Source organism: Flavobacterium saccharophilum, from assembly GCF_900142735.1.
GTDB classification, from domain to species: Bacteria; Bacteroidota; Bacteroidia; order Flavobacteriales; family Flavobacteriaceae; genus Flavobacterium; species Flavobacterium saccharophilum.
This window is the reverse complement of sequence record NZ_FRBY01000001.1, coordinates 201,310-222,239: the sequence shown is the minus strand read 5'-3', so window position 1 is coordinate 222,239 and position 20,930 is coordinate 201,310. Positions and strand designations below refer to the sequence as shown.

Sequence of the window (20,930 nt, the reverse complement as noted above, 5' to 3'; positions counted from 1 at the left end):
TAACATGGATTTAGATTCAAATTTACGAAATCAAAAGAATAATTTCTATATTTAGATTTTATAATTCTATATGAAAAATAACAAGCCCATGATTATTTTTGGCGAACCGGTTTTGCCAGGAGAAAATAGAACGATAAACGTTGAAATTGCCCGATTACACACGACAACAAAGCTTAATATTCCGGTTATTGTGCGTCGTTCTAAAATAGATGGTCCGGTAGTTTTGTTCTCGGCCGGAATTCACGGCGACGAAATAAACGGAGTCGAAGTAGTGCGCCAGCTTATTAGCAAAAAAATTAATCGCCCAACAAGAGGAACCATCATTTGTATTCCTATTATCAATATGTATGGTTTTGTAAATAAATCACGTGAGTTTCCTGATGGTCGTGATCTAAATCGGGTTTTCCCCGGAAGTAAAAAAGGTTCTCTGGCCAGCCGATTTGCATTTCATATTGTGGCCGAAATTTTGCCGGTTATAGATTATGCTGTCGATTTTCATGCCGGAGGGGCAAGCCGATTCAATGCGCCTCAAATCAGAATAACGGAAAATAATCCGGAATTGAGAATGTTAGCAGATGTTTTTAATGCCCCTTTTACATTGTATTCAAAAAATATTGCCGGATCCTTTAGAAATACTTGTGAAAAAGCGAATGTAAAAATGTTGCTTTTTGAGGGAGGAAAATCATTAGATATTAATAATGCTATTGCCAATGAAGGTGTAATGGGAGTGAAGCGTTTGCTGAATTACCTGAACATGCTGGATCCAAAACAAGTTGTTGAAGATGCTCTCTTTCCTTCGATTTATATTAAATACTCAGTTTGGTTACGGGCAAAATGTTCCGGATTATTGCACGATTATAATTTGGTTGGAAAATTTGTAACCAAAGGAACTATCCTGGCGATTATAACTGATCCGTTTGGTAAATTCGAGCAAAAAGTAAAAGCACCACATGACGGTTACATCATTAACGCCAATCATTCGCCAATTGTTTATGAAGGCGATGCCATTTACCATATTTCTAAAACCCTACCTGATGGCGACGAATAAAAAAGAATTACGCTTACAATATAAAAATCTTCGAAAAGAATTGTCAATAGATGATATCGAAGAAAAAAGTCTGGCTATTGCCAATGAAGTTTTGCAATTGCCTGTTTGGGATAAAACCTATTACCATGTTTTTCTTCCGATTGAAGAACAAAAGGAAGTCAATACGGAATATATTCTGCATTTGCTTTCGGGAAAAGACAAAGAAATTGTGGTTTCGAAAAGTGATTTTGAAACCAGGAAGATGTTTCACTTTTTATTGACAGATAATACCAAAATCAAAAAAAACGAATATAATATTCCCGAACCGGTAAATGGTTTGCCAGTTCCATCTGAAACTATTGAAGTAGTTTTTGTGCCGCTTTTGGCTTTTGATGTTTTTGGAAATCGCATCGGATACGGAAAAGGTTTTTACGATAAATTCTTAGCAGAATGTAAACCGGAAACCATCAAAATTGGGCTTTCTTTTTTTGAAGCCGTAAATCAAATCGACGATGTTTTTGAATCTGATGTAAAGCTGGATTATTGTGTGACGCCTGAGCTGGTGTATAAATTTAAATATTAAACCATTTAAGGAATATAAGTAAACTTAAGTGTAATGCTTTTTAGTTAAAAATTAATTTATATCATTGATGGAAATATAAAAATCCCAAATCCCAATTTTAAAAGTTGGAATTTGGGATTTTTATATTGTAACTTCAAGAATTTTATATTGTAATTTCAAGAATTTTATTTCACTTCTTTGATAGTTGAAGAATCAATCCAACCTTCAGTTCCGTCTGTTAATTCTATTTTTTTCCAGTTTTGAAGTGTTTCCGTTACATAAACTTTCGCACCTTCATGCAATACGAAAATAGCCGATCCCGCTTTTTGAGGTTCGCTTCTCACTTCGCTCACTTCTGAAAAAACAATTGCTGGGCGATCATTATCATAATGGTCTTTCTCTGACATTGCCGCTGCAACACTTAGCAATACACCAACCAGTAATACAAACATTCCAATGAAATATAATCTTTTTGAAAGCGTAAGCTGTGAAAAGTAATATCCAATAAAACTCAACAAGAATAGAAAAGCAATCCCAACAGCAATTTTAGCCCAGGTATTGTAATCAAAAATTCCTGTAAAGTTCTGAATCAACTTCGCAAAACCTACTTTCGGAACTTCTTTAATCTCGTCAATCGTTAGTTTTTTGGCGAATTTTAAGTTGTTTAAAGTCTGTTCATCATGCGGTTTTAAAACCAATGCTTTTTCATAATTATAAATCGAAGGAGCAACTTTATTTAGTTTGTAATAGCAATTACCCAAATTAAAATACAATTCAGCAGAATGTTCTTTATTTTCTTTAAGAACATTTTCATACTCCTGCGCAGCCTGCTCAAACTTGTTATCCTGATACAAAAGATTCCCTTTTTCAAAGCTGCTTTGAGCAAAGAAAACCTGAGTAATTAATAAAAAGAGATATACTATATTTTTCATTTTATTTTATTTAAACCTAAAAGGTTTCATTTTTAAAACTTAGCGAACTTAAAATCAACACAATCCAAATCACTTTTCTTAGCGCACTTTGCGGTAAAATAATTTGCGGTTAAAATTTAAACAATCTGTTTTTCTAATTCAGAGATAATCAAAACAGCCTTATCAAAATCTTGCTGAATCGAAGCACTTGAAGCCGGAGCATAACGTGCAAACTCACAGTTTTCTGTCAAATTAATAAAACTCTGAACCGTTTCAGGATTCGCATTTCTGGATAATAACAATTCACGAATATTGTCTTTGCTCATTTCTGAAGTTTCGATATGCAGTTTCGCTTTCAGGAAATTATGCATCGCTTTCTCCAAAGCAATATAAAATGGCTCTTTGTTATTAAGCTGTTTTTTAGCTTCAGATAGATATTTCTTCGCCAGCTTATTGTTCATTTTAATTCGGTTTCCGAAAACATCGCTGTCAATTGCTTCTTTCTTCTTTTTCACCAAAACAATAATTGGTAAAATAAGGAAAGGTGCCAATAGTAATCCGTAGTATAAATTTGAACCATAAAAATCATTTTTAGCCATAGAGACTAAAGTAGTTTTTGGTTTGATATATCTGAATTGCTCGGATTTCGTAATAACATTTTTTGCTGCATTTGCTGTTGCGTTTGCCTCTGCCTGCATTGGTCCATCTAAAACGTCAACTGTAATTTCCTGAGAAGTTATGGTTTTGTATGATCCGGAACTCAAATCAAAATACGAAAACTGCATTGGTTTTATAACGTACTTCCCTTTGTATTGCGGAATTATAGTATACTTATCTGAAATTTTACCAGACATTCCAGCCAATGAAGTCGTTACTTTTTCGTCATGCACAGGATCATACATCTCTAATGCATTTGGTACAACCGGTTTTGGAAGTGTAAATAATTTCATGTTTCCGCTTCCCGCTGCACTTACAACCAAATCAAGACTTTCGCCATTTTTTAAAGTAGTTTTTGAAGGCGTAACCGTAAAATTGAATTTACCAACAGCTCCTGTGAAACCTTCAGGCTTGTTAGCTTCTGGAAGTGGTTTTACGTTGATTGTTTTGGCTCCGGCTGAAACAACTTTATTATCGTCTATTGTAATCATTTGGCCAAACATATCACGGCGGTTTGTCGGCAATTCAACGCCAATATCTAAGGAAAGAGGTTCAATGGTTAATCTTCCTGATTTTTGTGGGTATAAAATGGTCTTTTTTAAGATCACATAATAACATCTTTGACCTTGGTAGCTTCCTTCTTCAATTGCTAATTGCTTGATTTCAATATTTTGATTCCAGAAATCATTGTATTTTGGTTTTGCCAGTTCTTTAAAGCCGTTTACGCCAATATTATTAAAATACAATTTATAAACTACCGTAATTGGTTCATTTAAATACGGATTTGTTTTTGAAATCTCAGCAACCAGATTCAATGTTTCGCTTCCGGCGCCGCCTTGTTGTCTAGGATCGCTAGCATCTCTTTCTTCAGCAACAGCATTGGTTACAACAATTTTTTGAGGAGTTGTTTTGTATTTCTGACCATTAAACTCGATTGCAGCCTGTTTAATCGTTAAAGTTCCTTTTTGTGCTGGCTGTAATATATAAGAGTATATTTTTTGAAAAGAGCTTCTTCCGTTAACCCAGGATTGACTTATTTGCTGACTTGGTCCTGCTACAATTCTGAATCCGTCAAATGCAGGCTGTTCAAAGTTATCTCCGTCAACATTCATGATAAAGTCAATACGAAGTCTCTCGTTTATACCAAGCGAATTTTTGCTTACTCTGGCTTCAAATTGAACTTGAGCCAGAAGCCCTTGAAAAGTGAATAGTAATAGAATTAAATATCTTTTCATTAATTGTTTTTCAGTTTTTGTTTAACTGTTTAATTGTTATTTGTTTAATCGGTTTTTTTAAAGTTTTATTGTCTATTCGAATAAACAGTTAAACGAATAAACGATTAACCCAAAAAATTACCAGTCTTTTTCTGTTTTCTTAGGACTTCCTTTTACTTTTTGAGCATTTACTTTGTCCTGAATTTTCTTTTCTTCGTTGTTAACGGCATCTAATAAATTCTGAACACGTTCTTTTGAAATTCCGCCAGGCTGTGGTTTTGGTTCTCCTTTGTTGTCTGATTTATCATCTTTCTTCGGATCATTTTTACCATCTTTTTTATCCTTGTCTTTATCGCCTTTGTCGTCTTTTTTGTCTTTATCCTTATCCTTATTTTTGTCTTTGTCCTTGTCCTTATCTTTATTTTTATCCTTGTCTTTGTCTTTATCCTTATTCTTATCCTTGTTTTTGTCGTTTTTCGGAGGATTTTCTTTTAATTTTTGTTTGGCCAAAGCATAATTGTAACGGGTTTCATCATCCGTCGGGTCATTGCGCAAAGCTTGTTTATAAGCTTCAACGGCTTGCGTATAATCTTTCTCTTTCATGAAAACATTTCCTAAATTGTGAAATGCTTTATGTTTTTCAGGTCTTGTTTTCGCATTTTTGATGGCGCTTCCATAAGCGAATTTCGCTTCAGAAACCTGGTTTTGTTTGTAAATAGTATTTCCTAAATTATAAGAAGCTACTGCTTTCTTTGGGAATTTTGACTTCGAAATTCTATAATTTGCCTCAGCATCAACAAATTTATTCTGCTTATATTCTTCATTGGCATCAGGCAATGTCTTGTCTTTTTCCTGAGCTGAAACAGCTAAAGAAAACGTTAGTAAAATATAAAGAAGTAAATTTTTCATTCTAATTTTTTTAATTTTTTGTTCCGAAATAAAATCCGGAACAATTATTTCTTTTCGTTAAATAAATTCAACTCTTTTATCCAGTTTGTTTTTCTTTCCAAAAGGAAAATATCGACAAACAACAATAAGAAGGCAAAGCCCAAAAACCATTGAAATTGCGATTGAAAATCGGCCATTTGAGTCGCTTCAAATTCTGTTTTCTGAATGTTATTTAAGGCATTTTTTACGTAATCTAAAACCTCTTTGGTGCTTCCGCCGTACACATAACCACCTTTCGTTGCTTTTGCAATTGCTTTCAGCCCGTCCTGATTTAGCTTTGTAACAACAACTTCTCCGTTTTGATCTCTTTGAAAGCTTTTTACAACACCATTTTCTTTTAACGGAATAGTTCCGCCTTTTTCTGTTCCGATACCAATTGTAATGATTTTCATTCCCAATTTATTGGCTTCTTCCGCTGCTGCAGATGCACCTTCAGAATGGTCTTCTCCATCAGAAATCAAAATCAATAATTTGCTCGTTTTGCTTTTTTCATCAAAATAAGTCGATGATAAACGGATTGCTTCATCCAAAGAAGTTCCCTGAGACGAAACCATATCCGGACTCATACTTTGCAGGAACATTTTGGCTACGCTATAATCCGTTGTAATTGGCAAAACCGGGAAAGCACTTCCCGCATAAGCCACAATTCCAATTCGGTCGCTTCCTAAGTTATTGATGATTTGCGAAACCAATTGTTTACTTTTATCTAAACGACTTGGCGCCACATCTTCGGCCAGCATACTTTTTGAAACGTCGACTGCAAAAACAATATCGATACCTTCACGTTTTACGGTTTCCATTTTTGTTCCAATCTTCGGATTCACTAATCCGATAATCAAACACGCAAGTGCTAAAAGCAGTATAGATAATTTTAATACAGGTTTAAAAACAGAACGTTCAGGGCTCAGTCTTTTAACCATTTCCAAATCACCAAATTCACGTTGTTTTTTTCTTTTCCAATACATATTGAAAAGGAAAATACACACCACAATTGGGAGTAAGAATAAAAGGTATAAATATTTTTTTTCGTCTAATTCCATATAATTTTTAAATTCCAATTCCGATAGTTATCGGAACAAATTCCAAATTCCAATTCTTCTTTTTATTTAAAACTTTTCAAATTCCAAATTCCAATTTGTTATTTGGAATTTCAATATTGTAATTTTTTAATTTTGAAAAAATTAAATAAAGCTTCTGTAAACTGTATTTCTTAAACCAACTTCTAACAATAATAAAAAGGCTGCCAGTAAAACAAACCCTCTGTATTTTTCGTCGTAATCATAGAATTTTAATTCCTGAATTTCTGTTGTTTCTAATTTATTGATCGCGCTATAAATTTGAGCTAGTCTGTCATTGCTTGTTGCTCTAAAATAGGTTCCTTCGGTTTTACGGGCAATGCTTTTCATTAAAGTCTCATCGATTTCAACCTTCTGCATTTTGAATAAAAAACCTCCGTTTGGAGCGTATGCATAAGGAGATGGCGCCATTCCGTTGGTTCCGATTCCGATCGTGTATACTTTTATTCCGTATTGTTTTGCAATATCAGCAGCCGTTTCAGGTTCAATGAAACCGGCATTGTTAACACCGTCGGTCATCAAAATAATTACACGGCTTTTTGCTTTACTGTCTTTAAGGCGGTTTACAGCTGTTGCCAATCCCATTCCAATTCCAGTTCCATCTTGTAAAGCGGTATCGTACTTAATATCTTTTATAGCTTCTAAAATGATTGCTTTATCACTTGTAACAGGAGTTTTGGTATAAGCTTCAGAGGCATATAAAACCAACCCAATTCTGTCATTTGGTCTTTCCTCAACAAATTCTCCGGCAACTCTTTTTAAAGCTTCCATACGGTTTGGCTTTAAATCTTTAGCCAGCATACTTCCTGAAACGTCAATTGCCATTACAATATCAATTCCTTTTGTCGTTTTAGTCTGATTGCTGATGTCAACTGTTCTCGGTCTCGCTAATGCAATAATCAAAGAGCTTAGTGCAATAATCCTGAATGCGTACAAACAAGGTTTTAATTTGGTTAATAACGATTCACTGTTTTTAAAACCCTGAGTTGAACTCATTTTTAAAGTAGGCGATTGCTGGTTGCGTTTCCAGAAAAACCAAGCGATTGCAATTGGAATTAAAAGAAACAACCAAAAAAATTCTGGATTTAAAAAAGTTATCTTTTCCATTAATTGCTCGCTTTTTGAAGTTCAACAGAATTTAAAATTCGGGTTGTGATATCATTCGCATACGTATCGCCTTCCTGATGTAAAATCATAATTTGTTGTAATCCCTGATCTTGTTTAAAAAGCAAAATTTCATAATATGCTTTTGTGCTTGTTTTACTAACAGGATTTAAAACTGTCATTGTTCCGTATCCTTTTAATCCCTGTATTCCTGAATTGGTTTGGAAATCTTCTTGTTTCACAATAATATTTTGTCCGCCCTGAGCTTCAATTATTTTTAAAGTACCTTCTAAAGTTTTGGCTAAATCAAGTTCAACAGGATTTTTAAATTTACTGGTTGAAACCGTAACATAGAAATTGTCAATCATACTTCCGTATGCGAAAAGCTGCATTTCTTTAATCAGGGCCATCGCTTCTTTAGGTAATACTTTTTGCGTATCCATTCGCTTTAAAACCTTTGGGGTTTCAATTTGGACAGCAGGATTTCCGTAAGCACTTTTTACCCATTCGCCTTCTAATAATTCTTTAGATGGATGACCAATAACATTATCTTTTACATAAGAAAAGCCTTTTGTTACAACGAAAAAGGTCGTTGTCGCAGTTAACAAGAATACAACAGTTGCAGCAGCAAGAGTAATTCGTTTGTTGCGTTTTTTACGCAATTGAAGCTGAATTTGCTTTTGTCTTTGTGCTTCATTCAATAATTGATCTTCTTCTTCAGCCGGAACTTCCGTCGGAATTGCATTATCAAGCGTTAAAATTACTTTCTGGATTTTATTTCTATCCTCTGTAATTTCAAAATCCAATGGTTTAGATTTTGCAAACTTTACTAAATCCGCCTGACGTAAAACGCGTTCTAAATTCTCAACGGTTTCCGGTGTTAACGTCATTTTCTTTTTCGTAGAAGCTAATCTTATGGCCTGAATCAATTCAGAAGTGGTGCTTTCCATTGCCGGAATGTGAATCGCTTCTTCAATATAATTACGGGCAATATCCGTCAGTTCACTATAGTATTCTTTGATTTCGCCTTTTTGAACCAATTCTTTTGATTCCAGGTTATTCAATAAACTTGTCGCTTTTTCGATAGGCGTTTTATAAACTTCCTCTTCAATTTTTTTCTTCTGATGTTTTTTAACATACCAATATACAAAAGCACCAATGGAAAGAATTACAATTACAATCAAAACATAAATCCACCAATCGTTGTTGCTGTCTGCACTGGAAATATCTTTGATATCGTACATTTTTTGTTGTAGAGTATCCACTTTTACATTGGCTACTTCAACACGGATAGAATCTGATAAATAAGGTTTTTTATCAATTAAAATTTTGATACTCGGAATAGTGTATTTTCCTGAATCAAATTGGGTTAAGCCGTATTTTTTGATCAATTCGTAAGTGTCATTTTTCTTAACCGTGTCAATTGGGTACGATTGAATTACTTCTAAAGGACCAATATTTTTTAGTTTAGGAAAAACAACTTTCGATTTTGAGCTTACAACCGTTTTAAGTGTTAGCTTAAATTCGGCTCCAATTTTATTTTTTGTAGTATCAATACTTGTTTCAACTTGTTTTTGTTGTGCAAAAACAGCTGAAGTAAGCAAAAATAGCAATATGTAAAATTTTAATTTCATTTGATTTTTGATTCAGATTTTAGTCTAAAACGAATGCTTATTTTTGAAAATTTATTTTTTGAAACCTGATTTAAATCTCAAATTAACGGGACTTAAAATAACCGAGTAATTTTGTTACGTAATTTTCGTCGACTCTTGTGTTTACGACACCAGCTCCTGATTTACTAAAAATATCTTTGAAATAGTTGACTCTGTCGTGATAATGTTTTTCGTAATTCATTCGCACTGATTTGGAGCCTGTATCGACCAATTGAATTTTTCCGGTTTCAGCATCAAGCATACTTACCATTCCTAAATTCGGGATTTTTTCTTCGCGGATATCATAGACACGAACACCTGTAATGTCGTGTTTTTTAGAAGCAATTTTTAAAGTCTGCTCGTAATTTTCAGACATGAAATCAGAAATCACAAAAACAATAGCTTTCTTTTTTTGTGTTCCTGATAAAAACTTCAAAGCTTGCGAAATATCCGTTTTGTGGCTTTTTGGTTCGAATTCGATTAATTCACGAATGATTCTCAAAACGTGTGAACGGCCTTTTTTTGGTGGAATATACAATTCGACATTATCAGAAAATAATATTAATCCGATTTTGTCATTGTTTTGTGTAGCCGAAAAAGCCATCGTTGCCGCAATTTCGGTGACGATGTCTTTTTTGAATTGACTTTTTGAACCAAAACCTTCAGAACCCGAAATATCAACCATTAAAACCATGGTCAATTCGCGTTCTTCTTCAAAAACTTTTACGTGGGCTTCGTTGTAGCGTGCGGTTACATTCCAATCGATGTTACGAATATCATCGCCATATTGGTATTGACGCACTTCGCTAAAAGTCATCCCGCGTCCTTTAAATGAAGAATGGTACTCTCCCGAAAAGATATGATTGCTCAGTCTTTTGGTTTTGATTTCTATTTTCCGTACTTTTTTTAAAAGCTCTTTTGTATCCATTTGTGATTTGGTTTATGGTTTATGGTTGTTGGTTGATGGCAAATGTACCATCAACAAAAAACTATCAACCATCAACTTTTTAAGGTACTTCAATCTCGTTTACGATTTTGTTGATAATGTCTACAGAAGTAATGTTTTCGGCTTCAGCCTCATACGTTATCCCAACTCTGTGACGTAAAACATCATGTACAACTGCACGAACGTCTTCTGGAATTACATAACCACGACGTTTGATGAAAGCGTAACATTTTGCCGCATTGGCTAAATTGATACTTCCACGTGGCGATGCTCCAAAACTAATAAGAGGTTTTAAGTCGGCAAGTTTGTACTTCTCTGGATAACGAGTAGCAAAGATGATATCTAAGATATATTTTTCGATTTTTTCGTCCATGTAAACTTCACGAACCGCTTCTTGCGCACGCAAAATTTGTTCTACAGAAACTACAGGATTTACTTTTTCGTAACTTCCTTTTAAGTTTTGACGAATTACAAAACGTTCTTCATCAATTTTTGGGTAGTCAATTACCGTTTTCAACATAAAACGATCGACTTGAGCTTCAGGAAGCTGGTATGTTCCTTCTTGCTCTACCGGGTTTTGAGTTGCAAGAACTAAAAATGGACGATCTAATTTGAAAGTCGTGTCGCCAATAGTAACTTGTTTTTCCTGCATCGCCTCCAAAAGTGCAGACTGAACTTTAGCAGGAGCACGGTTAATCTCATCGGCAAGTACGAAATTGGCAAAAATTGGTCCTTTTTTAATAGAGAATTCGTTTGCTTTGATGTTGTAAATCATCGTTCCGACAACATCGGCAGGTAATAAATCCGGAGTAAACTGGATACGGCTGAAAGAACCCTGTACCGCTTGCGACAAAGTATTTATCGCTAAAGTTTTGGCTAATCCCGGAACTCCTTCCAGTAAAATATGCCCTTGTCCTAAAAGCCCGATTAATAAACGCTCGACCATATGTTTCTGGCCCACAATAACTTTGTTCATTTCCATTGTAAGAAGGTCTATAAAAGCACTTTCTCTTTCAATTTTTTCATTTATCGCTCTAATGTCTAAAGTCGTTGTATTTTCTTCCATATAAATATTTTTAAAACCCTTTTAAAACCTTTGATTTTTACGCCTTGTTTTTGAGAGTGCAAATTGAATATTTTTTGAGAAGTAAGATGTTAAAGAATGGTTAAAACTTCGACCAATGCACTAATTTTAAGGACGAATTGTGAATCTATTTTTATATTTTTAAGAACTTTGATGATTATGCTTTATAAAAGCATATTTATTACCAAAAATAACGCAATAAAACCATGAGCAAAACAACGTTATCGCCTATTATTTCAGGCACTATGAATTGGGGAGTTTGGGATAAAAACCTTACAACTAAAGAAATGGAAAACATGATACAGATCTGTATCGAAAACAAAATTACCACTTTTGATCACGCCGATATTTACGGATCTTATACCACAGAAGCCGATTTTGGAAAAGCTTTCCAAGCAAGTAAAATTTCAAGAGAAAAATTACAGTTAATTACCAAGTGCGGAATTCAGATGATTGCTGAGAAACGCCCGGAAAACAAAATTAAACATTACGAATATTCGAAGGAATATATTATTTGGTCTGTTGAAGAATCTTTGAAGAAATTAAAAACAGATTTTATTGATGTTTTTTTATTGCACAGACCAAGTCCGTTAATGCAGGCAGATGAAATTGCTGAAGCGGTGGAAAAATTAAAATCAGAAGGGAAGATTATTGATTTCGGGCTTTCGAATTTTACCAGTTCGCAAACCGAATTAATTCGTTCGAAAACAGAAGTAAGTTTTAATCAGGTACAATTTTCTGCGACACATTATGAGGCAATGGTTGACGGAAGTTTAGATTATATGCAAACACACGGAATTCGACCATTGTCATGGAATCCACTTGGAACTGTTTTTAGAGAAGATACTAAGAAAACACGTCGTTTAAAAAAGCTACTTTCTGAATTAGTTCAGAAATACAGTTTTGGTTCAGATACACTTTTATTAGCCTGGATATTAAAACACCCTGCAGGCGTAATTCCGATTGCGGGAACGGTAAATATTGCCAGAATTCAATCGTTGATGAAAGCCGCCGAATTAGAAATGGACAAAGAAGACTGGTTCGCGATCTGGACAGAAAGTATGGGAGATGATGTGCCTTAATTCTTTAAAATAACCATAAAAAAAACAGCTATTCTAATTCTGGAGTAGCTGTTTTTTTATGTTTTACTTATTTTTTTATTCTAAAATAAGCGTGTTCATGTTTGAGATTTGCCCATTAACCACAACCACATTAGGAACCACTAAAGGAGGAAATTCCGAAGTTATGTCTGGTGTAATTGTTACGGTATAAGTTCCCGCCGGGATACCGTTTAGTTGAAATGCTCCTGTTTCATTTGTATACGCTGAAACAGTTGTGTCTCCAACCTGAACTGATACTAAAGATTGGAAAGTAAAAGGTGTTACAATTCCTTTAATTATCCCAGATGTTGCATTTGTAGATACTCTGATTACCGGGTGTAAATTATAGCCGCCAGATCCGCCTGTCTCTACAACAACAGAATGTTCAACATCAAAATCTAGTAAAAAGTCGTAAGTTGCACCACCTGTCAAGGTTTGGTTGACTTTTAATTTTAAACCAGATTGCTGGGCACTTGGCGTTTTTAAAGGATAAGTTACACCATCTTTTTTTACTGTATTATGCTCGCCAAGAATTAATCTGATTTGACCTAAAAAGCCTGATGGTACTTCATTATCAGCCAGAAGTACATTTACTCCACCAGTTAAATCAAGTAAATTGTATATTCCAGGTGTAATATTTCCAATGCTTACCCATCCTTCTTCACCAGTTTCTGAAGTGCTTTTAATTTTAACATCTAATACTTCAACGTTTACTTCTTCATAATCACCCGGTGCATCCGTCATTCGTACCGTTACTTTTGAAGTTTGTGCGCTGCCGTTATCGTCATTGCTACTGCAACTTGTTATAAACAAGCATATTAATGTGGTTAGAAGAAATATTCTAAAATTTAGGGTTGCTTTTTTCATAACTTTCTTTTTTTTAAAATTAGTAAATTAATAACGCAAAATAGGATTCATTTAGTGCCTTAATACAGTAATTTTGCATAGTACTTAAGTAAATCTTAAGGGAAAGTTTGACTTTATCTTAAAAGACAGAAATTTAAAAGTTTGAAAAATGGTGTATTTAGAAAAATTTGATAAAAAGTTTTATTCTGAATTAATCGATTCTGTTAAAAATGCAAAAGATTTAATGCAGTTTGGTGGTCCTGAATTTATTTTTCCCTTAACAAAAAGCCAGATAGATAAAACACTTTCTGATGAAAATCGAATTGCTTTTAGAGTTGCCAATACTTCTGACGGAAGGACTGTTGGACATTGTGAAATTTATTTTAAAGAGGATTCGGCAAAATTGGGTAGAATTCTAATTATTGATAAAGATCAAAGAGGAAAAGGAATTGGCGAACAAATGGTAATTTTATTGCTGGAATTTATTCGTGAAAACAGGAAAGAACGAAATATTGAACTGAATGTTTTTGATTTTAATGTTGGGGCTATAAAATGTTATGAAAAAGTTGGTTTTACTATTAATCCGGATAAAAAACTGATAAGAGAAGTAGATGGTGAAACCTGGATGGCGTTAAATATGGTGTTGAATTTAGAAGAATGAAAAAATAAAAATTAAGAATATTTGCCACCGATTAAAAGATTCTCGCAGATTAAAAAAAATCATTTAATCTCTGGCAAACAAAATTGACAAGAATGAAAAAAACAGTTTTAATTACTGGAGCCACAAGCGGAATTGGAAAAGCAACCGCACAAATAATGGCAAAAAACGATTATAAAATTATCCTTTGCGGAAGACGTAAAGAACGTTTGTCTGAACTCGAAAAAGAACTTTCGGCATTTACAGAAGTGTATACGCTTTCTTTTGACGTTCGTGATAAAGAGGCCGTTTTTGAAAACATTAATTCATTGCCAGCAGAATTTGCTCAAATTGACGTTTTAATTAATAATGCCGGAAATGCACACGGTTTAGACCCAATTCAGAATGGAAATATTGACGATTGGGATGCAATGATAGATATTAACGTAAAAGGACTTTTGTATGTTTCGAAAGCAATTATTCCGCAAATGATAGAGAGAAAAGCGGGACATATTATCAATATTGGTTCTATTGCCGGTAAAGAAGTGTATCCAAACGGAAATGTATACTGTGCCTCAAAACATGCCGTTGATGCTATTAATAACGGAATGCGAATGGACCTGAATCCTTACGGAATCAGAGTAGGAGCAATTCATCCGGGAATGGTTGAAACCGAATTTAGTGAAGTACGCTTTAAGGGAGATGCTGACAGAGCGTCGAATGTATATAAAGGTTTAGATGCCCTACAGGCGGAAGATATTGCAGACATTATTCATTTTGTAGTATCAAGAAAATATCATGTTAATATTGCAGATTTAATTGTATATCCAACGGCGCAAGCCTCGGCAACGATAGTCAAGAAGAATATTTAGATTTTTTTCATGATAAGAATTATAAAATAAAGCCCCAGAGGGGCGTCATGTTTATAGAAATTTATAATTTAATTTTATAGAACCCATCGGGGTGGAATATTTATTGGGTGTGAAATATCGGAAATATCGCTCCGCTGGAGCTTTGTTTTTATTCATGTATATAATTAACTATAAATATGTTGCTCCGCTGGAGCTTTATTTTTGGCTATATAAAATATTTAAAATTTTAGATTGTTAGACTTCTTAGAAATTAGATTAATTTAGAATCTGAAATTCGAGAATCTAAGAAGTCTAAAATTCTAAGCCAGTCTAACATCTAAAAAGAATGATCAACAAGCGCCTTTTAATAAAAAACCTGCTCGCTCATAATGATGAGAGCAGTTTTTATGACAAAAAAAGGCAGTTGAATTTACATACGCGTGAAGGAAAAGGGAAGTTTCTGAAGCACATCTGTGCTTTATCAAATTCGAACCCAACCAATAATTCTTATATCGTAGTTGGAGTTGAAGATCAGGATAATGAAATTGTCGGTGATGATTTCTTTGATGATAGCCGAATTCAGAATTTAGTAAATGCTTTTTTAGAAAATCCACCTAAAATTCAGTACGAGAATGTACCGTTTCCGAATCTTCCAAAAGACAAAGTAATTGGACTGGTTACGATTAAACCCAAGAGCAAAATCTCGTATTTTAAAAAAGGAATTCACACTATTTTAGCGAATAGCGTTTTCGTGAGGCGAGGCAGTAATTCGATTCCGGTTGAAGGTGAAGTAGAGAAGAATTACCAGAATACTGAAACGGTAATTGGGATTGAAAACAGCTCCCGAAACAGCATTCAGTATACACTTGACGGCGTAATCGATTTCATGAATTTCAGGCATAAAGATATGTCGCCGAAATATAATGTTTTTAAAGAATTATTTGTGATTTGCTGGGCGGGAGTTCCTAAAAAATCGCGGGATAAGACCTTTCTTTCCAGAGTTGATATTGAATTGATCAACGAGCAAATTAAACTTTTTTATTCGGCGCAGGATGTTGTTACCATTGTTTTTGACGATGACAGTTTCACGATTACCGAATATGTTCCGTTAGGTTTAAACGACAAAACAAGTTATTATCCTTTAGAAGAACAAACCATTCGTTTCTTTGATAATGGTTATTACAAAATCGATCGAAAAATGCTTTTTCAGCCGCCGGAATTCAATCGAAAAATGCTGTATCATATTTACAATTCAAATATAGCATTACTTCAAAAACTACAAAAAGGATTTACATTGTCACACCGTGAAATGGTCGATCTGGAAAATCTACCTTCGACTTTTATGATTTGTCATTTGAATGGTTTTGATGAGGCCAAACAAAAATTAATTGATGCAAAATTGCTTCTGAAACCTTTTTCGCAGGTGTATTTGTCTTTTAAAGAAGCCTTAAGGATTTTGCGGAAAATGAAATATGATTTTCAAGAAGGTACAAAGTAGCAGAGGTGCAAAGGTTTTCCGTAGAGGCGCACAGCAGTGCGTCTAAGTCAAAGTGAAGTTTTATTGAATTGCCTCCAGCTTTAGCTGGAGATAGTAATTTGTCTGGTTATCTGGCTTTAGCCAAATGTTTTTTTAAGTCACTGATACAATAAATATTTATTCACTTCATCATAAGGAAATAAAAGCTCTTTTGGACCATCTGCATAAGATGCTGCTTCGTATGAGTTATAGTATAATAGTAAACCTTCTTCTGTATAAAAAATATTCTGAGGTAATTGAAATTTATCATTTTCGAACATTAAACCTGTTGCGTTGATGTTTGCTTTTGCTGGGATTTTATATTTGGTGCGGAATGCTTTTTCGGCGAAAACTTTAAATTCTTTTTCATTTTTAAAAATCTCATCAGAAAAAATGATTTTTCCTGTTTTCGGATTGAATAATAAAGAACGATACCCCTGATAACCATGCGCGCCGCCGGTAAATGTATAATGATCAATTTTTATGTTAATGATTTGGCCGGATTCAAATTCTACATTTCCTTTGATTTTGCCTTCCCATCCAAAAGTTTCATTGGGGAATTTTTTATGCATTTCTTCATAAGATTCAATAAAAGAAGCTGTTAGTGCTTTGTAATCGTTTGGTTGTACTGGCTTTTCCCCAAAATAAGTAATTTCTTTCACAACCAAAAATATTTTTTTATTGATGCTATCTGCGACAACAGGGATATTTTTTGCAATTGGAATGTCAATAGTAATTATTGGGCAATCTGCTTTGCAGGGAAGGTTGGATTTTTTCTCAAATGTTTTATTTTCAAATGAAAGCTCTTTGCTGCAACTTATGAATATTAAAAGTAGAATGACTAGAAAAGTATACCGTTTCATATAAGTTAAGTTATTTGTTATCGGTTATATGGTGTCGCATTTTATTTATATGTTTTTTGCTTTCATAAAGCTCTGGGTAATTGCGATTTCATACATTAAAGTGTTAATTATATACAAAGGTAAGAAGTTGTATCAGGATTAAAATAAATTAAACGGTAAATTTGTAGTTTAAAAATACGTTTTAAAAACATAACTATATGAAATTCAATACTAAAGTGATTCATGGTGGTCAGCATCATGATCCAAGTACGGGTGCAGTGATGCCTCCTGTATATCAAACATCAACTTATATTCAAACAAGTCCGGGACAACCTTTGGGAGATTATGAATACAGCAGAGCTTCAAACCCAACTCGTTCAGCGTTAGAGAATGCTTTGGCTAGTATTGAAAATGGTACTCGCGGATTAGCTTTTTCATCTGGTTTAGCTGCTACTGATTGTATTTTAAGAGGATTGAAAGCAGGTGATGAAGTCATCGCGATGGATGATTTGTATGGTGGTACTTATAGAATGTTTTCAAGAATATATAAGGATTCCGGAATTAAATTTCATTTTGTAGATATGACTGATATTGTTAAATTGAAGTCATTAATCAATGAAAATACAAAATTGGTTTGGGTGGAAACGCCAACGAATCCGTTAATGAAATTGGCGGATATTGAAGAGGTTGCCAAAATCACTAAAGAGCATAAAATTTTATTTGCCGTTGATAATACTTTTGCGACTCCGTATTTACAAAAGCCACTTGATTTAGGTGCTGATATTGTAATGCATTCTGCGACAAAATATCTAGGCGGACATTCTGATGTTATCGCCGGAGCTTTAATTGTAAAAGATGAAGCATTGGGAGAGCAATTGCATTTTCAACAATTTGCAACGGGTGCAACGTTAGGTCCAATGGATAGCTTTTTGGTTTTAAGAGGAATTAAAACACTTTCATTAAGAGTTCAGAGACATTGTGAAAACGGAGAAAAAGTAGTGGAATATTTAACGAAACATCCAAAAATTAAAACGGTTTATTATCCAGGATTAGCAAGTCATCCGTTTCATGAAATTGCTAAAAAACAAATGAAAGCTTTTGGAGGAATGGTTTCTTTTACTTTTACGTCAGGAAAAAAAGAAGATTCTATTGCCTTTTTAGAGAAGTTGAAGGTATTTACTTTGGCTGAATCATTAGGTGGAGTTGAATCATTAGCCAATCATCCTGCTTTGATGACGCACGCTTCTATTCCGGCAGATAAGAGAGCAGAAGTTGGTATTACCGATGATTTGGTTCGATTAAGCGTTGGTATCGAAGATGCTGAAGATTTAATCGCCGATTTAGAACAGGCATTAGCATAAAAGCTAAATTCCAAAATATAAAAAATCCCAAATTCCAAAATGATTAATTGGAATTTGGGATTTTTTATATTTTGAGATTTCTTTAAAATTCTAAGTAATGAATGTAACCAACATTTAGCCAAACCTGCCAGTCATTTGCTTTGTTTTCTTTAAAAAGGTCTTTGTTGGGATTTAAACCATCGACCCAGTCAGAACTAAAAGACTGAAAACGACACTCAAGCATTAAGTCGCTCATTGTTGTTAGTTTGTAATGTACACCTAAGCCAGCTGTTGCTGATAAAACGATACCATTTTCACTTGAAAAACCATATTGACGACCATCAGATGGAACTAAATATTTTGCAGGGGTAGTTTCAATGGTTCCCAACGGTCCAAGATCAGAACTTACTTTAGTGGAATAGTAACTTACTAAAAAACCTAAACTTATGTAAGGACTAAAACTACCAACATTGTTTTCAAAATCATGTATTTTAATAAATGAAAATTCTCCTTGAGCTCCAAGACTCAATATGTTAGATTTTCCATTCATTGCTCTCAATCGCAATACTCCTAAAGTCGGTGGGGTTTTTTCTACATAACGGCCAAAATGTTCAAGATTGGTATTAGTGTAAGTTAACTCCGATCTGACTTTAACATGTTCTGAGAAAAAAGTTTCGTGATTATTATTTGCTGAGAAATTAATAAAGTGAACTAATCCTATACCAATACCTCTATTTCCAACATTGGTTTCAAAATCATGCCTTTCGCCATAATCTGATTGAAGAGTAACAGGTCCGAATATTATTCCTACTTCTTGTGCAAAACTTTGTGCATTCGATACAGTTGAAATTCCGATGAAGGCAAATAATGTGAGTAATATAGGTTTAAACATAATTTTGGGCTTTCAAATCAAGGCAAATATATAAAAATCATGTACGATTCAAAATTTAATATTGTGCTATTAAAAAATAAGTAGCAAAATACTTAATTTGTTAACTTTAAGTTGGTTGTTTTGATGTAAAATTAGAAGTGTAAAATGCTATTATTGGTAAAGTTTGAAAATTACACAATTCAGCGCCGCAAACTAAAAAAAATCACATTAGATTCGCATTTTGTTATATCTTTGTGTGTTGAAACGAAAACGTTTTCTTAAACGTATTTTCTTATTTAATTGAGCGAAAATTAAAATAATTTATCTGAATAATTTATTTAAAAATGGAACAAAAAATAAATGAATTTATGGCTCTAGTAGAGTCTAAAAATCCGAACGAGCCAGAGTTTCTTCAAGCCGTTAGAGAATTTGCAGAAACGGTAATTCCATTTATTGCAGAACGTAAAAAATACGATGGAAAAAACTTACTTCTAAGAATTGCTGAGCCAGAACGCTCTATTATATTTAGAGTTCCATGGGTTGATGATAAAGGAGAAATAATTGTAAACAGAGGTTTTAGAATTCAGATGAATTCGGCAATTGGACCTTATAAAGGTGGAATTAGATTTCATCACTCTGTAAACCTATCAGTTTTAAAATTCCTTGCTTTTGAACAAGTATTTAAAAATAGTTTGACTACACTTCCAATGGGTGGAGGTAAAGGAGGTTCTGATTTTGATCCGGAAGGAAAATCGGATGCTGAGGTTATGCGTTTTTGTCAATCTTTCATGACGGAATTATGTCGTCATATTGGTCCTGATTTAGATGTGCCTGCTGGAGATATTGGTGTAGGAGCAAGAGAGATTGGATATTTGTTTGGTCAATATAAAAGAATTAGAAATGAATTTACAGGTGTTTTAACCGGTAAAGGAATTGCTTATGGAGGATCATTAATCAGACCTGAAGCGACAGGATACGGAGTTGTTTATTTTACAGATCAAATGTTGCGTACTATGGGACATGAGATTAAAGGTAAAAGAGTTGCAATTTCCGGATTTGGAAATGTGGCTTGGGGAGTGGCGCTAAAAATAAATGAATTAGGCGGAAAAGTATTGACTATTTCTGGTCCTGATGGTTATATTTATGATGAAGATGGGATTTCTGGAGAAAAAATCGATCATATGCTTGAAATGAGAGCAAGTGGTGATAATAGAGCAGAAAAATATTTGGATAAATATCCAAACGCTGTTTTTCATAAAGGAAAAAGTCCATGGGAAGTAAAAGTGGATATTGCAATTCCATGTGCTACTCAAAATGAATTAAACGGTGACGACGCTCAAAAATTAATTGACAACGGTGTTTTGTGTGTTACTGAAGCGGCAAACATGCCATCTACATTAGATGCAATTAAATTATTCTTAGATAATAAAGTATTATTTGCTCCAGGAAAAGCTGCTAACGCTGGTGGTGTTGCTGCATCTGGACTTGAAATGACACAAAATTCAATTCGTCTAAACTGGACAAGTGAAGAAGTTGATTTAAGATTAAAAGATATTATGGTTGGAATTCACAACCAGTGTAAAAAATACGGTGTTGGTGAAGATGGTTATGTAAACTACGTAAAAGGAGCGAACATTGCCGGATTTGTTAAAGTTGCCGATGCTATGCTTGCACAAGGTGTAGTATAATTTTTATTACAATATAAAAATGCCTTCATTTGTCTTAGGACGAATCGAAGGCATTTTT

At 34.0% G+C, this 20,930-nt stretch carries 19 protein-coding genes; 8 read left to right on the top strand and 11 right to left on the bottom strand.

The genetic code is table 11. The annotated features are described in order from the left end of the window. Positions 1 to 70 precede the first annotated feature (70 nt). Positions 71 to 1,048: a succinylglutamate desuccinylase/aspartoacylase family protein gene (locus BUA98_RS00985; RefSeq protein WP_072969808.1), complete on the top strand. Its 978-nt coding sequence runs from the start codon at positions 71 to 73 to the stop codon at positions 1,046 to 1,048. Next, positions 1,035 to 1,610, top strand: coding sequence for a 5-formyltetrahydrofolate cyclo-ligase (locus BUA98_RS00980; RefSeq protein WP_072969807.1), 576 nt, complete (start codon positions 1,035 to 1,037; stop codon positions 1,608 to 1,610). Before BUA98_RS00985 ends, BUA98_RS00980 begins: the two co-directional genes overlap by 14 nt. Positions 1,611 to 1,774: 164 nt before the next feature. Here the strand turns inward: BUA98_RS00980 and BUA98_RS00975 are convergent, their stop codons facing one another. The 8 genes from BUA98_RS00975 to BUA98_RS00940 all read right to left on the bottom strand — a co-directional run bounded on the left by BUA98_RS00975 (position 1,775) and on the right by BUA98_RS00940 (position 11,163). Further along, complete coding sequence (locus tag BUA98_RS00975) at positions 1,775 to 2,521, bottom strand: tetratricopeptide repeat protein (protein WP_072969806.1); 747 nt, start codon at positions 2,519 to 2,521, stop codon at positions 1,775 to 1,777. Between the two features lie 116 nt (positions 2,522 to 2,637). Continuing rightward, the gene (locus BUA98_RS00970) at positions 2,638 to 4,392 is read right to left on the bottom strand and encodes a BatD family protein (protein WP_072969805.1); all 1,755 of its coding nucleotides are present in this window, start codon (positions 4,390 to 4,392) and stop codon (positions 2,638 to 2,640) included. Positions 4,393 to 4,509: 117 nt separating this feature from the next. Further along, positions 4,510 to 5,280, bottom strand: a complete 771-nt coding sequence (locus BUA98_RS00965; protein ID WP_072969804.1) for a tetratricopeptide repeat protein — start codon at positions 5,278 to 5,280, stop codon at positions 4,510 to 4,512. A gap of 44 nt (positions 5,281 to 5,324) precedes the next feature. Further along, positions 5,325 to 6,359, bottom strand: coding sequence for a VWA domain-containing protein (locus BUA98_RS00960; RefSeq protein ID WP_072969803.1), 1,035 nt, complete (start codon positions 6,357 to 6,359; stop codon positions 5,325 to 5,327). A 141-nt stretch (positions 6,360 to 6,500) separates the two neighbouring features. Next, the gene (locus BUA98_RS00955; RefSeq protein WP_072969802.1) at positions 6,501 to 7,502 is read right to left on the bottom strand and encodes a vWA domain-containing protein; all 1,002 of its coding nucleotides are present in this window, start codon (positions 7,500 to 7,502) and stop codon (positions 6,501 to 6,503) included. Further along, positions 7,502 to 9,133: a phenylalanine--tRNA ligase subunit alpha gene (locus BUA98_RS00950; RefSeq protein WP_072969801.1), complete on the bottom strand. Its 1,632-nt coding sequence runs from the start codon at positions 9,131 to 9,133 to the stop codon at positions 7,502 to 7,504. Before BUA98_RS00950 ends, BUA98_RS00955 begins: the two co-directional genes overlap by 1 nt. A gap of 82 nt (positions 9,134 to 9,215) precedes the next feature. After that, positions 9,216 to 10,079: a DUF58 domain-containing protein gene (locus BUA98_RS00945; protein WP_072969800.1), complete on the bottom strand. Its 864-nt coding sequence runs from the start codon at positions 10,077 to 10,079 to the stop codon at positions 9,216 to 9,218. A gap of 79 nt (positions 10,080 to 10,158) precedes the next feature. Continuing rightward, positions 10,159 to 11,163, bottom strand: a complete 1,005-nt coding sequence (locus BUA98_RS00940) for an AAA family ATPase (RefSeq protein WP_007807095.1) — start codon at positions 11,161 to 11,163, stop codon at positions 10,159 to 10,161. 224 nt (positions 11,164 to 11,387) lie between these two features. Here BUA98_RS00940 and BUA98_RS00935 point away from each other — a divergent pair, with 224 nt between their 5' ends. Next, the gene (locus tag BUA98_RS00935; protein WP_072969799.1) at positions 11,388 to 12,263 is read left to right on the top strand and encodes an aldo/keto reductase; all 876 of its coding nucleotides are present in this window, start codon (positions 11,388 to 11,390) and stop codon (positions 12,261 to 12,263) included. 75 nt (positions 12,264 to 12,338) lie between these two features. Here the strand turns inward: BUA98_RS00935 and BUA98_RS00930 are convergent, their stop codons facing one another. Then, the gene (locus BUA98_RS00930; RefSeq protein WP_072969798.1) at positions 12,339 to 13,148 is read right to left on the bottom strand and encodes a DUF4382 domain-containing protein; all 810 of its coding nucleotides are present in this window, start codon (positions 13,146 to 13,148) and stop codon (positions 12,339 to 12,341) included. 148 nt (positions 13,149 to 13,296) lie between these two features. Between BUA98_RS00930 and BUA98_RS00925 the strand changes: the two genes are divergently transcribed. The 3 genes from BUA98_RS00925 to BUA98_RS00915 all read left to right on the top strand — a co-directional run bounded on the left by BUA98_RS00925 (position 13,297) and on the right by BUA98_RS00915 (position 16,113). Continuing rightward, complete coding sequence (locus tag BUA98_RS00925; protein ID WP_072969797.1) at positions 13,297 to 13,788, top strand: GNAT family N-acetyltransferase; 492 nt, start codon at positions 13,297 to 13,299, stop codon at positions 13,786 to 13,788. A 92-nt stretch (positions 13,789 to 13,880) separates the two neighbouring features. Beyond that, complete coding sequence (locus tag BUA98_RS00920; RefSeq protein WP_072969796.1) at positions 13,881 to 14,636, top strand: SDR family NAD(P)-dependent oxidoreductase; 756 nt, start codon at positions 13,881 to 13,883, stop codon at positions 14,634 to 14,636. 325 nt (positions 14,637 to 14,961) lie between these two features. Next, a complete protein-coding gene (locus BUA98_RS00915; RefSeq protein WP_072969795.1) occupies positions 14,962 to 16,113 on the top strand; it encodes an ATP-binding protein in 1,152 nt (383 codons plus the stop codon). 137 nt (positions 16,114 to 16,250) lie between these two features. On the opposite strand, the gene BUA98_RS00910 is transcribed toward BUA98_RS00915, so the two are convergent. Continuing rightward, entirely contained in the window at positions 16,251 to 16,994 is a 744-nt protein-coding gene (locus BUA98_RS00910; protein WP_072969794.1) for a DUF3298 and DUF4163 domain-containing protein, read from the bottom strand. A gap of 197 nt (positions 16,995 to 17,191) precedes the next feature. Between BUA98_RS00910 and BUA98_RS00905 the strand changes: the two genes are divergently transcribed. Continuing rightward, positions 17,192 to 18,334 (top strand): cystathionine gamma-synthase, encoded by a 1,143-nt coding sequence (locus BUA98_RS00905; protein ID WP_072969793.1) that lies wholly within the window; start codon positions 17,192 to 17,194, stop codon positions 18,332 to 18,334. A gap of 82 nt (positions 18,335 to 18,416) precedes the next feature. On the opposite strand, the gene BUA98_RS00900 is transcribed toward BUA98_RS00905, so the two are convergent. Next, complete coding sequence (locus BUA98_RS00900) at positions 18,417 to 19,205, bottom strand: THC0290_0291 family protein (protein ID WP_072969792.1); 789 nt, start codon at positions 19,203 to 19,205, stop codon at positions 18,417 to 18,419. Positions 19,206 to 19,528: 323 nt separating this feature from the next. Between BUA98_RS00900 and gdhA the strand changes: the two genes are divergently transcribed. Next, a complete protein-coding gene (gene gdhA, locus BUA98_RS00895) occupies positions 19,529 to 20,872 on the top strand; it encodes an NADP-specific glutamate dehydrogenase (protein ID WP_072969791.1) in 1,344 nt (447 codons plus the stop codon). Positions 20,873 to 20,930 lie beyond the last annotated feature (58 nt).